Genomic DNA, 12,606 nt, shown 5'->3' on the forward strand with positions numbered 1-12,606 from the left:
CATAACAAAGAGGCTACCCAGGGGTAGCCTCTTTTTTTATGCGCTTTTCCTCAGCCTTACCTGACGACCATCACCGGGATATGGGCGTGACGGATGACGCTCGAGGCGTTGGAGCCCAACAGGTGAGTACTGATGGAGGGATTGCGTGAGCCAATCACCACCACGTCGGCGTTTATTTCGCTGGCCAGTTCGTTGACCATGTCGCGCACGCTGCCGAAACGCACATGCAGCTTGATCCGCGATGGGTCAATGCTGAAATGGCTGACCATGGTCTGCAGGCGGGTTTCCGCCTCGTGCTGCAGATGTTCCTCAAAACGCCGCAGGTCGGCGGTAAAACGGCTCATCGTGAAGCTCGCTGAACCGGGTAAGACGTGGAGCAGATGGATCACCCCGTCCTGCTGGGCCAGAAACTCCGCATGCCGGACGGCTTTATCGCTCAGCGCCATCTCAAAGACATCAACCGGCATAATGATAGTCTTATACATATGCAATCCTCCTTGTTCGTTTGCGTCTATATCAACATATTATATGCGGATATTGTGTCATTCAGGTCGCAAAACTGTCAGTCAGGCAGGCGCAAAGCGTAAAAAAAGGTTAGCGGGGGAAGACAGCAGAAAGAGGATGTGTGGACATCCTCTGAATAAAGCGCGATACGCCTCAGGCAGCGGGGATTAACGGTGGAATTCGCCAGCGGCTTCCGGCTGGTACAGCAGCGCCAGCACTTCCAGGTGCGTCGACGCCCCGCCCGGCAGCTCCCAGTGAATGGTGCTGCCGACCTTGAGGCCGAGCAGCGCGGCGCCCACCGGCGCGAGGACGGAGAGCTGGCTGGCGCTGTCGGTCACCTGCGTCGGAAACACCAGCGTCCGCACGCGCTCTTCGCCGCTGGTCAAATCGCGGAATTTAACCGTACTGTTCATGGTGACGACATCGTGCGGCATCGCTTCCGGCGCCAGCATTTGCGCACGGTCGAGCTCGTCGTTCAGGGCATCGGCAACCGGCGAGCTGGCGAAAGCCGGCTGCTCCAGCAGCCTGTCGATACGTTCGGCATCCAGTTCGTTAATGATGATTGCGGGTCTGGTCATTGCATACTCCATGTTATCCAGGAACCTGTCCGTAAAAGAAAACCCTCGCCGAAAAAGGCAAGGGTTAAGGTTCTCCCATCATACTGAGAGTTGCCGGCAGTTTGAAGTGATGAAACGCACAATCAGCGCGCAACGCCTCCGGCGAAGGGCGTTTTCTGAACAGTATGCCGCGTTGCGCTAGTGGCCAACCTTATCGAGGATAAACTGCGCGCCGCAATTACCCGGGTGAGGCTGGGGCAGAAAGGCGGAGGTGGCCAGTGGGGCGTTGATGGTCGCGGCGTTGAGCGAGATTTGCATCTCGGTCAAATAGGCAGGATTACCGTTACAGGTTAATTTAAACGCCTTCACGCTCTGCGGACCCCAGGCGCGGGCCACGGCGGCGTCGAAGTCGGCCCGACTGACGGTTTGGCCATAGTGTTTGGCAAGGAAATCACCAACCGGGCTGCGCTTAATTTCCCCGTTCAGGCGCACCATGGCGCCAAAATAGCTGTCGGGATCGAAGCCGAAGCAGACGCCATGTTTGGCATATTCGTAACGTTCGAGGCAGGAGGTGCCGCCCGCACCCGGCATTACGCTATTCAGTTTGTTGGCCATCTCCAGCGACAATCCCGTCTCCGCCGCCTGACATTTGCGGTTCGCCTTCACCTCCGGCATGTCGGGTACCGGGCGCGTGGCGCAGCCGTAGCGCATCCAGCGTCGTTCATCCACTCCGCGCGCGGCAATGGACTTTGGCAGCCCGGGCCACAGACCGTGCACGGTCAGAAAATCGGCTTTATTCGCGGTTTCCTGCTGCAGGCGGCACTCTTCCGGTTCGTTGCGGTTACGGTCATACATGCTCTGACAGAATCCGGTTTGCCAGGAGAGGGCCAGGACATAGCGGTCAAAATCAGCGTATCGCGTCGCGGTGAGCGGTTCAGCGCCGGCCTGAGTGGCGGTAAGCACAAGGGCAAGCGCGGCGAATTCCTTCCTGAACATGTTTATTCCTGATTGTGGATGGCAAAAGATAACGGGGAGTTATTAAAGCATAAAAAAGGCGCCTGCTGGCGCCTTTTCACGTGGTTAGACCATTAGTGGACCGCGCTGCCCGGGACGAGGATCTCGGTCGCGACAATCACCACCAGCAGGCCAACCATCACCGGCACCGAGGTGCGTTTGACCACTTCGAACGGGGAGATCTTCGCCATCCCGGCGACGGCCACCACTACGCCGGAGACCGGCGAGATCGTGCGGCCAAGGTTAGAGGCCTGCAGCATCGGGATCGACAGATAGGCGGGATTGATGCCGGAGGAGTGCGCCAGCTTGGGGATCATCTCGACAAAGGCGTAGAACGGGGCATTGCCGGAGCCGGTGGTCATCGCCGCCAGCATGGTCAGGATCACCAGCACCAGCATCAGAATAATACTGGCCGAGCCGAAGGAAGTGGCGATGGAGATCAGACCGTTGATGAAGCCGATGGTGCTTAATCCCTGAGCAAAAACGCCGGCGGCGACCAGCAGCATCACCACCCCGGCGAAGGCGTCAGCCATCCCGCGGTAGGCGACTTCCAGTCCGCTGAAGACGTTTTTGGTGTTGAACCCGCGCAGGAATTCGAGGATCGCCGCCAGCAGCATGCAGCCGACGAGGATGGTAATAATGTGCAGTTCCGGTCCCCATTTGCCATCAAAGATCAGTACGCCAATAATCGGGGTAAACGGCAGGATGGCGTACAGCGCCGGGGCATTGGTGGTGATCTCGTTGACGTCGAGCATTTCGTGGGAAATGTTCTCTTTCTTATCCAGGTAGCGCTGCCAGAAGAAGTGGGCGATCGCCATGCAGATGATAGCGGCGATAGAGATCGGCAGCGTGGTCTTGAAGGCAAAGTCGATCAGCGGCATTTCGGCCGCTTTTGCCGCCAGCACGACGTCACCCGAGGTAGGCGAAAGGATAATCGCCGCCGGGGAGGCGCAGATGGCCGCCGCCGCACCGCGGCTGATACCGACGTTTACCATCACCGGGAACAGCGTCGCCATCAGCAGGACGCCGAGGCCGGTCGCGGAGGAGACGGCCAGCGACATCAGGCAGGCGACAAAGTAGGCGGCAATCATCAGCAGATAGGGCGAATTGATATAGCGCAATGGCTTTGAGGCTAATTTCACCACCATATCATTGGCGCCAATATGCGTCATATAGGTGGCGAAGCCGCACAGCATCATGATCATCATACCCAAATCGCCGCCACGGCTCATGAGTAGAATCTTAATGTATTCAATAATGTCAGTGGCGGAGTAACCGGTGCCCTCGGTATTGCCTGGTAAGACTTTATGACCCAGCAGGGCGCTGACGATCAGCAATATTAAGCCGCCGACGAACAGCACGCCGGTGGCTGAATAGCCCTTAATGATATAGCGGGCGACGCCCACAATGACCGCAATCCCGATCAGGATCTCAACAAACGTCAGCATTCATTTCCCCTAAGCCCAAAGAATATGTAGTTAAAAAGCGCCACACCAAATTTTAATGTGCGAATGTGCCGAAAAAACGGACGAAACTCGCTGATGCAAATCAATAAAGCGATAAGAACTACGCCCCTCCCGTCCCGCCTGGATATAATCACCAGATGGATAGTTAAGCGGTTCTGATGGTCAGCGGGCGAAAATCAGGAGTTTGCCTTATTTCGTTCAACCTGTATTGAGACTATCTTTGCTATCTTAGGTGGCTTTTAAATGAAAGTGGTAATAGAAAAGTGTTGATGTTACGTCGTTTTTCATTGTTTTCTCTTGGTTTTTTAGGATGGTTATTGGTATCCGGAAACGCCAGCGCGTCGTTTTCATCGACCCTTAGCGAAGGTTACCATACCTTAAGTAATAACGTTGCGCAGACCTGGAATGAGCCGGAGCACTATGATCTGTACGTTCCAGCCATCACCTGGCACGCGCGCTTTGCTTATGATAAGGAAAAGACGGACAAGTATAACGAACGTCCGTGGGGGGCAGGCTTCGGCGTTTCGCGCTGGGATGAGAAAGGGAACTGGCACGGCCTGTACCTGATGGCGTTTAAAGACTCTTTCAATAAGTGGGAACCCATCGGCGGCTACGGTTGGGAGAAAACCTGGCGTCCGCTGACGGACCAGAACTTCCGCCTCGGTCTCGGCTATACCCTCGGGGTGACGGCGCGCGATAACTGGAACTACATCCCGATTCCGGTGATCTTGCCCTTAGCGTCAATAGGTTACGGTCCGGCAACGTTCCAGATGACCTATATTCCCGGTACCTACAATAACGGTAACGTTTACTTCGCCTGGGCTCGCATACAGTTTTAATTCGCTAAGTCTTAGCAATAAATGAGATAAGCGATGCGTCTTGTGGAAAAACAAGGACTAAAGCGTTACCCACTAAAAAAGATAGCGACTTTTATCACTTTTTAGCAAAGTTGCACTGGACAAAAGGTACCACAATTGGTGTACTGATACCCGACACAGCATTAGTGTCGATTTTTCATATAAAGGTAATTTTGATGTCTAAGATTAAAGGTAACGTTAAGTGGTTTAATGAGTCCAAAGGATTCGGTTTCATTACTCCGGAAGATGGCAGCAAAGATGTATTCGTACACTTCTCTGCAATCCAGTCCAACGGTTTCAAAACTCTGGCTGAAGGTCAGCGCGTAGAGTTCGAAATCACTAACGGTGCCAAAGGCCCTTCTGCTGCAAACGTAATCGCTCTGTAAGCAACGCGTCAGTAGAATATAAAAACCCGCTAATCAGCGGGTTTTTTTTTGCCTGTTGATTACGCCTTTAGCGGCTGGCGGCCTGCGAGAAGAGCCAGAAGGCGACAGCCGTCATGGCAAACGAGCCCAGCAAGTTCACCGCGACGTTGAGGAGCGCCCAGCTCACTCGCCCCTGCTGCAGAAGAAACACCACTTCCGCAGAGAAGGTGGAGAAGGTGGTCAACCCGCCGCAGAAACCCGTGGTGATCAGCAGTTTCCACATCGGGTCAATGCCGGTCAGTCTATTAAACCACGCCAGCCCGGCGCCGATCACAAAGGCGCCTAACAGGTTGGCAGTCAGCGTCCCAATCGGGATAGCATGGTGCACAGGATTGAGCTTCATGCCGAGCCACCAGCGCAAAACGCTGCCGGTGCCGCCGCCAATAAAAACGGCGCAAAGAAGTTGAAACACGGTCGTTTCCTGCTATTTGATGTAAGAGAGTGTCAAGTGTAGCGCGCAACGGGCGCAATTGGCTATTCATAACCTGACGGGAGAAAAACATGCGGGTAGCGGCAGGGCAGTTTATCGTCACGCCAGTATGGCGGACGAATGCGCAAACTTGTGTGGCGATGATGCAGCAGGCGGCGCGTGAAGGGGCGGCGCTGCTGGTGCTGCCGGAGGCGTTGCTGGCACGTGATGACAACGACCCGGATCTGTCGGTGAAATCGGCCCAAACGCTGGATGGGGAGTTTTTACAGCTGCTGCTGGCCGAGAGCGCGCGTAACGGCCTGACGACGATCCTGACGCTGCATGTGCCGTCGGGGGAGGGGAGAGCAACCAACACGCTGGTGGTATTGCGTGAAGGGAAGGTTATTGCCCATTATCACAAACTTCATTTATACGATGCCTTCGCAATGCAGGAGTCCCGGCGGGTGGATCCCGGCCGGCAAATCCCGCCGGTGATTGAAGTGGCGGGTTTCCGCGTTGGCCTGATGACCTGTTACGATCTGCGTTTTCCGGAGCTGGCGCTGTCGCTGGCGCTGAACGGGGCGCAGCTGCTGGTGCTGCCCACCGCATGGGTGAAAGGGCCGCAAAAAGAGCATCACTGGGCGACGCTGCTGGCGGCGCGCGCGCTGGACACGACCTGCTACGTCGTGGCGGCAGGCGAATGCGGGACGCGTAACATCGGGCAGAGCCGCATCGTCGATCCGCTGGGGACCACCGTGGCGGGCGCGGGGAGCGAGCCGCAGCTGATCTATGCCGATATTTCCGCAGACTACCTTGCGCGGGTTCGCGAGCGTTTGCCGGTGCTGCAGAACCGACGGTTTGCGCCACCGCAATTATTGTGACGTTTTTTTAAACAAGGCTTGATTCACCTTGTTACAGATTGCTATTGTGTCCGCGCGCCAAATACCCGTATTGTTTATCCCAATAATTCGCTGTGCACGTCAGGACGGACACCCCAGCGCTCACTCCCGGAGGGGAGGCCTCGGGCTGAATCACGCAGCCCACGCACAGGTGGATTACAATATGACGGATAAATGCGTGTATGATGGCGTATTCGCAGCTTGTATAGAGAAGAAGGTTAGCTATGGGTGAGATTAGTATTACCAAACTGCTGGTAGTCGCAGCACTGATTATCTTAGTGTTTGGTACCAAGAAATTACGTACGCTGGGCGGCGACCTGGGGTCGGCTATCAAGGGCTTTAAAAAAGCCATGAACGAAGATGACGATAGCGCGAAAAAAACCACCGCTGAAGACGAAGCACCGGCGCAGAAGCTCTCTCATAAAGAGTAATTCTCCGGCTGCGTCCCCTGGCGGGATGCGGGTGGTACGGCGAAGAGGCCGCGACGTTTGACGTTGCGGCCTTTGTCGTTTTTGTCGACGCCGCGCAGGAAAGATGCAACTAACTGTTACGGGAAGGCGAAGCGAATGAAGCGGAGAGCGCCGCTGCGCCAGGACGTGACGCAGCGGGAGAAGCGGCAGGTTATTTAACTTCCATCCCTTTAGCCTGCAGGTCGGCGTGATAGGAAGAGCGAACGAAGGGGCCGCAGGCGGCGTGGGTGAAGCCCATCGCCATGGCTTCCGCTTTCATCTCTTCAAACTCTTCCGGGCTAACGTAACGCTGCACTGGCAGGTGGTGACGGCTCGGCTGCAGATACTGGCCTAATGTCAGCATGGTGACGCCATGACGGCGCAGGTCGCGCATGACTTCGATGATCTCGTCGTTGGTTTCGCCCAGGCCCACCATCAGGCCGGATTTTGTCGGGATCTCCGGGTGCGCTTCTTTAAAACGCTCCAGCAGCTTCAGCGACCAGTTGTAATCCGCGCCCGGACGCACCTGACGATAGAGGCGCGGTACGTTTTCGAGGTTGTGGTTGAAGACGTCCGGCGGGGTCACCGTCAGAATATCCAGGGCGCGATCCATGCGGCCGCGGAAATCCGGGACCAGCGTTTCGATTTTAATCGTCGGGTTTTTCTCGCGAATGGCGCTGATGCAGTCGGCAAAATGCTGTGCGCCGCCATCGCGCAGGTCATCACGGTCCACCGAAGTGACCACCACGTAGCGCAGCCCCATATCGGCGATAGTTTGCGCCAGCTTCTGTGGCTCGTTCGCATCTGGCGCGACCGGGCGGCCATGCGCCACGTCGCAGAATGGGCAACGGCGGGTACAGATCGCGCCGAGGATCATAAAGGTCGCGGTACCGTGGTTGAAGCACTCTGCAAGGTTCGGGCAGGAGGCCTCTTCGCACACGGAGTGCAGGCCGTTCTTACGCATCGCTGCTTTGATTCCCTGGATACGGGACGAGTCTGCCGGAAGTTTGATTTTCATCCATTCCGGTTTTCTGAGCAGAGCTTCACGCTCAGTTGCCACGTTCTTCACCGGGATAAGGGCCATTTTATCGGCGTCGCGGTACTTAACACCGCGTTCCATCACAATGGGTTTACTCATAGCGTGCGTGTTCCAGTTGCGAGTCACGAAGGAAAGCGAATTAATTCAATGAAATGTTGCAATTATCAACTATTTTTGAATCAAGAGCAGGCAGTATACCATTGAAAAGGGGCAGAAAGCAGCCTGCCTGCCCGGCAAATTGTAAAATAGTTGTTGTTTTATCCTTTTCCCTTCCGTGCGCTACGCCTTAAACGCCTGGATCACGGTCTCAATGATCTCTTTCAGCAATGGCTCTTTCCCGCTCTGCTTATTGAAGTGCAGCGCAACATCAATCTGCTCTTCCCGCAGGGAGGGGAAGTCCAGGGTCTGTAGCGGCCAGAGACGGGATACCATGGCGAACAGGCGCTCGGTGGTCAGCCCCAGCATGTCGCTCTCGGCGATCATTGCCGCCTGGGTTAGCAGGTTGAAGGTGCTGAAACCGCAGCGGCGCTCGCCCATCTCCTCCTGCAGCCGACGGTGCAGCGTAGGGTAGCGCTGGCCTTCCGGCAGCAGCAGCGCAAACTCGTATTGTGCAAGGGCGGATTCATCCTGCGGACCCTCCAGCGCGGGATGCCCAGCGCGGCAGTACATCTGCACCCGTTCCTGATACAGCACGTGATGGCTTATCGCCTGGCCGCTGTGCAGATGGGTATCAATCAACAAATCCACCTGGCGCTGGTCAAGCTGCCGCGCGGCGTCGGTGAGGGCGATGTTGTGCAGCAGGATCTGCGGAAAGACCGGCTTCAGCGCGCTGGCCAGGCCAGGCATCAGCAGCGCCCCCATGGCTGGCGTGGTGGCGATAGTGATCACCCGCTGCTGATGCGGGCTGCCGGTGATATCCAGCGCGCTGAGGAAAGCCTCCATACCGCGGCTGATGTACTGGTGAAGATGGGTGGCATAGGCGGTGGGCGTTACGCCCTGGCCTTTACGGATAAACAGCGGATCGGGGAACAGCGCCCGCAGTTTGTTTATTGACTGGCTAATGGCCGACGGCGTGATATTGAGTATCTTCGCGGCATTGACGATACCTTTGTGTACGTACACGGCTTCGAAGATGGTCAACAGATTGAGGTCAATATTACGCAGGATGCGAAACATCTGACGGTCGTAACGTTCGTCCTGTCGGTCAGGAGATTCTGACGGCGGCGTATTCTCTGGCACGCGATGAGTCCGGTTGGGAATGATAGGCCAAGTATAGCGGCCCACCGCGTTGCCGTGCGTGACAATTGATTGCAAAAATAATGTGTTACTCGTTCAGCACCCCGCCGTCAGCGGGGCGCTGGTCTGCCCTTAACCCTGAGGAAGGTATTCGTGCGGGGGATTGTTCAGCAGCGCCAGCAGATGGGCGACCAGCCGCGGAGCCACTGTCTCCGGAGTGGCTTCCGGCTGCCACTGGCGCATTTGCGTCATCTCCATACCGGCATAGCCGCAGGGGTTGATACGCAGAAACGGCGTCAGATCCATCGCGATATTGAGCGCCAGGCCGTGGAAAGAGCAGCCTTTACGGATCCGCAGCCCCAGAGAGCATATTTTGCGATCGCCGACGTAGACGCCAGGGGCGTCGGCGCGGGGGTGCGACTCAATACCGTATTCGGCAAGGGTATTGACGACCGTTTGCTCCAGCAGCGTCACCAGTTCACGCACGCCCAGCTTGCGGCGCTTGAGGTTCAACAGGACGTACATTACCTGCTGTCCCGGGCCGTGATAGGTTACCTGGCCGCCGCGATCGCTCTGGATCACCGGAATATCACCGGGCACCAGCAGGTGTTCCGCTTTGCCGGCCTGACCCTGGGTGAAAACCGGGTGATGTTCCACCAGCCAGATCTCATCGAGGGTATCTTCATCACGGGCGTCGGTAAATTCGTGCATCGCCTGCGAGACGGGTTCGTAAGGTTGCAGGCCAAGCTGCCGGATTAGAATTTTATTGTGCTGCAAAACAACATCTCCGCCGGGAAGAGAGAATTCAGGTCGGGGAGTATATCACAGCCGTGCGGGAGGGAATGAGAAGACCCGGCACGGCGGCCGGGTCAGGGAAAAGGTTACAGCACCATCCGAACGATATCGATATTGCCTAACTCTTCGTACAGCGTTTCCACTTGTTCAATGTGAGTGGCGTTGATGGTGATGGAGACCGAGTGGTAGTTACCTTTGCTGCTCGGTTTTACTGACGGCGAGTAATCACCAGGCGCATGGCGCTGTACCACTTCCACCACCTGATCAACCAGCTCAGGCAACGCCTGCCCCATTACTTTGTAAGTAAATGGCGTAGGGAATTCAAGCAGTTCGTTAAGTTTGGTTTTCATGTCAGCTCCGGTGTTACGACAAAATAATAACTCCCACCAAGGGCGGGAGTTATCAGGTTACTTGGATGAATAGTATATGGGGATGGAAATCACACTTTCAAGTGTTCGATTTTTAACCAAACCAGTGGTGGAACATTAATTTAATGTAATCAATAATTTTACCGAAGAAATTACCTTCCGGAATTTCCTGCAGCACCACCAGCGGGTGCTGGTCAATGGTTTTACCATCCAGCTGGAAGTTAATGGTGCCGACGACCTGGTTTTTCTGCAGCGGGGCGTGCAGCTCAGTATTATTCAGCACGTAGCTGGCTTTCAGATCTTTCATCCGGCCGCGCGGGATGGTCAGGTAGACGTCTTTATCCACCCCCAGCGAAGCGCGATCGCTGTCGCCGAACCAGGCCGGTTCGGAAGCAAACTCTTTGCCGGCTTTAATTGGGTTGACGGTTTCGAAGAAGCGGAAGCCCCAGGTCAGCAGTTTTTTGCTTTCCGACTCACGCCCTTTGAACGTCCGGCCGCCCATTACCGCCGAGATCAGACGCATCTGCCCTTCGGTGGCGGAAGCGACAAGGTTGTAGCCCGCTTTGTCGGTGTGGCCGGTTTTGATGCCGTCGACGTTCAGGCTGTTATCCCACAGCAGGCCATTACGGTTCAGCTGGCGGATACCGTTGAAAGTGAACTCTTTCTCACGATAGATGGAGTACTCGTTCGGCACGTCGCGGATCAGCGCCTGGCCAATCAGCGCCATGTCGCGCGCCGAGCTGAACTGGCCGTCAGCATCGAGGCCGTGAACAGTCTGGAAATGGGTGTTTTTCAGGCTGAGGGCGTTGACGTAGTTGTTCATCAGGCTGACGAAGGCGTCCTGGCTGCCGGCGACATAGTCGGCCATCGCCACGCAGGCATCGTTACCGGACTGCAGGTTGATACCGCGGATCAGCTGGGAAACCGGCACCTGCATCCCCGGCTTGAGGAACATCAGGGAAGAGCCTTTGAATACCGGGTTGCCGGTGGCCCAGGCGTCGTTGCCGACGGTGACCAGATCGGACTCTTTGAATTTGCCCGCTTTCATCGCCTGACCGATAACATAGCTGGTCATCATTTTGGTCAGACTGGCCGGGTCGCGGCGGGAGTCGGCGTTGTTTTCAGCCAGCACCTTGCCAGAGTTGTAATCGATAAGGATCCAGGATTCGGCGTCAATCTGCGGGGCGCCTGGGATCATCGTTTTGATATTCAGGTCATCGGCGCGGGCAGCGGAGGAGAGCGCTGCAACGGAGAGCGCCGTGATGAGTAAACGAGCGGTGAAAGAGGTCTTCATGGTCAGAACAACGGCATCCGTGATGGAGTTAAAAAAAGTGCCTTACTATAGCAAATGCTCTGCGGGCCAGCATCCGACATTGCGCATGAGTTTGTTAATGACTTTTACATGCGCAAGATGAACGGGCTGCCCGCGGCCTTTAGTTGGCGCGAGTAATAAAGGACTGCAGCTGCGCTTCGCTTTGCAGGCGCTGCTGAACGGCGCTGGCCTGCGCCTTGTCGGCAAACGGCCCCAGCTGAATACGCCACACCGCGCCGTTTTGCATGACCCGGCCTGGCACAGAGAACTGCTGGCTCAGACGCTGCTGATACTGCTGCGCCCGCGCCTGGTCGCTCACTGCGCCCACCTGCACGACAAAGCTACCGCTGGCGCTGGAGGCGGCGGAAGACGAAGCGGCAACGGCGCCGGCGGCTGCGGCGGTGGCCGCTGCGGGCGCGACGCTACCCTGGATGGAGCCGGGCGCGGTCACCGGCGCTGCTGGCGTGGCGCCGGCGGCAGGTGCCGTCGCGGCGGCGGCTGCGGGTTCGCTGCTCTCCAGCACGCCGCTGTTCAGCGGCGTCGGGGCGCCGAGGAAACCGCCGCTGTTCACCGGTGCGCCAACGCTGTCTTCCGGCTTCAGCGTGCTGTTGCTGATCGGGCGAACGTCAGTGGGCGCGGGCTGGCTCATGCCAGCGGCGTCACCGCCGTCCAGATTCGGACGGGCGGGCAGGGCGTAAGTCTGTTTGGCGACGGTGGTACAAGCCATCCCCGGGCCGGAAAGCGAACCGTCAGGCGCGACGATGATCGGGTCGATACGCACTTTGGTGTTATTCGAGGTGTTCAGGCGGTCGGCGGACGCGCGGGAGAGTGAGATAACCCGATCGTTGCCGTAGGGACCGCGATCGTTAATCCGCACGACGATCATGCGCCCGTTGGCGAGGTTGGTGATCCGCGCATAGCTCGGGATCGGCAGCGTCGGGTGCGCCGCGGTCAACTGCGTCGGGTCGAAGGTTTCACCGCTGGCGGTCAGGTTGCTGTTGGGTTCCGCGTCATAGATCGCCGCGAAACCGGCCTGAGTAAAGTTTGCCGGATCCTGGACGATGTTGTAGCGCTTACCGTCGCGCTCATAATCCTGATTCGCCGTCGCGTTCGGCGTTTCATACTGCGGATCGGCGCCGCTGATCTCAACCGTCGGGCCATTACAGACGGCCGGCTGTGGAGTACTGACCGTCTTTTGTTGCACGTCATCACTCGAACATGCCGCCAGCAGCCCCGCTGCTATGCAGATCCCCAGCCATTGCTTACGCATTGCGAA

General features: G+C 57.0%; 15 protein-coding genes. 4 read left to right on the top strand and 11 right to left on the bottom strand.

The window, feature by feature from the left end:
- Positions 1-56: 56 nt before the first annotated feature.
- From uspG to dcuC, 4 genes are all read right to left on the bottom strand, one after another.
- Positions 57-485, bottom strand: a complete 429-nt coding sequence (uspG, locus tag ACLH1U_RS20100; protein ID WP_002894401.1) for a universal stress protein UspG — start codon at positions 483-485, stop codon at positions 57-59.
- A 186-nt stretch (positions 486-671) separates the two neighbouring features.
- A complete protein-coding gene (rnk, locus tag ACLH1U_RS20105; RefSeq protein WP_032455114.1) occupies positions 672-1,082 on the bottom strand; it encodes a nucleoside diphosphate kinase regulator in 411 nt (136 codons plus the stop codon).
- 177 nt (positions 1,083-1,259) lie between these two features.
- On the bottom strand, positions 1,260-2,057 hold the full coding sequence (gene rna, locus ACLH1U_RS20110; RefSeq protein ID WP_064794473.1) for a ribonuclease I: 798 nt from the start codon (positions 2,055-2,057) through the stop codon (positions 1,260-1,262).
- A 92-nt stretch (positions 2,058-2,149) separates the two neighbouring features.
- Positions 2,150-3,523: an anaerobic C4-dicarboxylate transporter DcuC gene (gene dcuC, locus ACLH1U_RS20115; RefSeq protein WP_023288824.1), complete on the bottom strand. Its 1,374-nt coding sequence runs from the start codon at positions 3,521-3,523 to the stop codon at positions 2,150-2,152.
- Positions 3,524-3,858: 335 nt separating this feature from the next.
- Here dcuC and pagP point away from each other — a divergent pair, with 335 nt between their 5' ends.
- Together pagP and cspE are read left to right on the top strand one after the other, a co-directional pair.
- Positions 3,859-4,380, top strand: coding sequence for a lipid IV(A) palmitoyltransferase PagP (pagP, locus tag ACLH1U_RS20120; protein WP_223171797.1), 522 nt, complete (start codon positions 3,859-3,861; stop codon positions 4,378-4,380).
- A 194-nt stretch (positions 4,381-4,574) separates the two neighbouring features.
- Positions 4,575-4,784, top strand: coding sequence for a transcription antiterminator/RNA stability regulator CspE (cspE, locus tag ACLH1U_RS20125; protein ID WP_002439184.1), 210 nt, complete (start codon positions 4,575-4,577; stop codon positions 4,782-4,784).
- Positions 4,785-4,851: 67 nt separating this feature from the next.
- Here cspE and crcB read toward each other — a convergent pair whose 3' ends face one another.
- The gene (gene crcB, locus ACLH1U_RS20130; protein WP_002894459.1) at positions 4,852-5,235 is read right to left on the bottom strand and encodes a fluoride efflux transporter CrcB; all 384 of its coding nucleotides are present in this window, start codon (positions 5,233-5,235) and stop codon (positions 4,852-4,854) included.
- Between the two features lie 89 nt (positions 5,236-5,324).
- On the opposite strand from crcB, the gene ACLH1U_RS20135 reads away from it, so the two are divergent.
- Together ACLH1U_RS20135 and tatE are read left to right on the top strand one after the other, a co-directional pair.
- Positions 5,325-6,113 (top strand): deaminated glutathione amidase, encoded by a 789-nt coding sequence (locus ACLH1U_RS20135; protein ID WP_032455116.1) that lies wholly within the window; start codon positions 5,325-5,327, stop codon positions 6,111-6,113.
- A gap of 242 nt (positions 6,114-6,355) precedes the next feature.
- The gene (gene tatE, locus ACLH1U_RS20140; RefSeq protein ID WP_023288827.1) at positions 6,356-6,562 is read left to right on the top strand and encodes a twin-arginine translocase subunit TatE; all 207 of its coding nucleotides are present in this window, start codon (positions 6,356-6,358) and stop codon (positions 6,560-6,562) included.
- A gap of 190 nt (positions 6,563-6,752) precedes the next feature.
- On the opposite strand, the gene lipA is transcribed toward tatE, so the two are convergent.
- From lipA to rlpA, 6 genes are all read right to left on the bottom strand, one after another.
- A complete protein-coding gene (gene lipA / locus ACLH1U_RS20145; protein ID WP_023288828.1) occupies positions 6,753-7,718 on the bottom strand; it encodes a lipoyl synthase in 966 nt (321 codons plus the stop codon).
- A 180-nt stretch (positions 7,719-7,898) separates the two neighbouring features.
- Complete coding sequence (locus tag ACLH1U_RS20150; protein ID WP_023288829.1) at positions 7,899-8,858, bottom strand: YbeF family transcriptional regulator; 960 nt, start codon at positions 8,856-8,858, stop codon at positions 7,899-7,901.
- A 129-nt stretch (positions 8,859-8,987) separates the two neighbouring features.
- Positions 8,988-9,632 carry a lipoyl(octanoyl) transferase LipB gene (gene lipB, locus ACLH1U_RS20155; protein ID WP_023288830.1) on the bottom strand — a complete coding sequence of 215 codons (645 nt, stop codon included), beginning with the start codon at positions 9,630-9,632 and terminating at the stop codon, positions 8,988-8,990.
- A gap of 104 nt (positions 9,633-9,736) precedes the next feature.
- On the bottom strand, positions 9,737-10,000 hold the full coding sequence (gene ybeD / locus ACLH1U_RS20160; protein ID WP_002894474.1) for a DUF493 family protein YbeD: 264 nt from the start codon (positions 9,998-10,000) through the stop codon (positions 9,737-9,739).
- Between the two features lie 112 nt (positions 10,001-10,112).
- Positions 10,113-11,312 (bottom strand): D-alanyl-D-alanine carboxypeptidase DacA, encoded by a 1,200-nt coding sequence (gene dacA, locus ACLH1U_RS20165; RefSeq protein ID WP_105490818.1) that lies wholly within the window; start codon positions 11,310-11,312, stop codon positions 10,113-10,115.
- Between the two features lie 139 nt (positions 11,313-11,451).
- Complete coding sequence (rlpA, locus tag ACLH1U_RS20170) at positions 11,452-12,600, bottom strand: endolytic peptidoglycan transglycosylase RlpA (RefSeq protein ID WP_060589627.1); 1,149 nt, start codon at positions 12,598-12,600, stop codon at positions 11,452-11,454.
- Positions 12,601-12,606: the final 6 nt, after the last annotated feature.

Origin of the sequence: Klebsiella sp. 1SOBk5mer (assembly GCF_046603115.1) — a bacterium.
GTDB lineage: Bacteria > Pseudomonadota > Gammaproteobacteria > Enterobacterales > Enterobacteriaceae > Klebsiella > Klebsiella quasipneumoniae.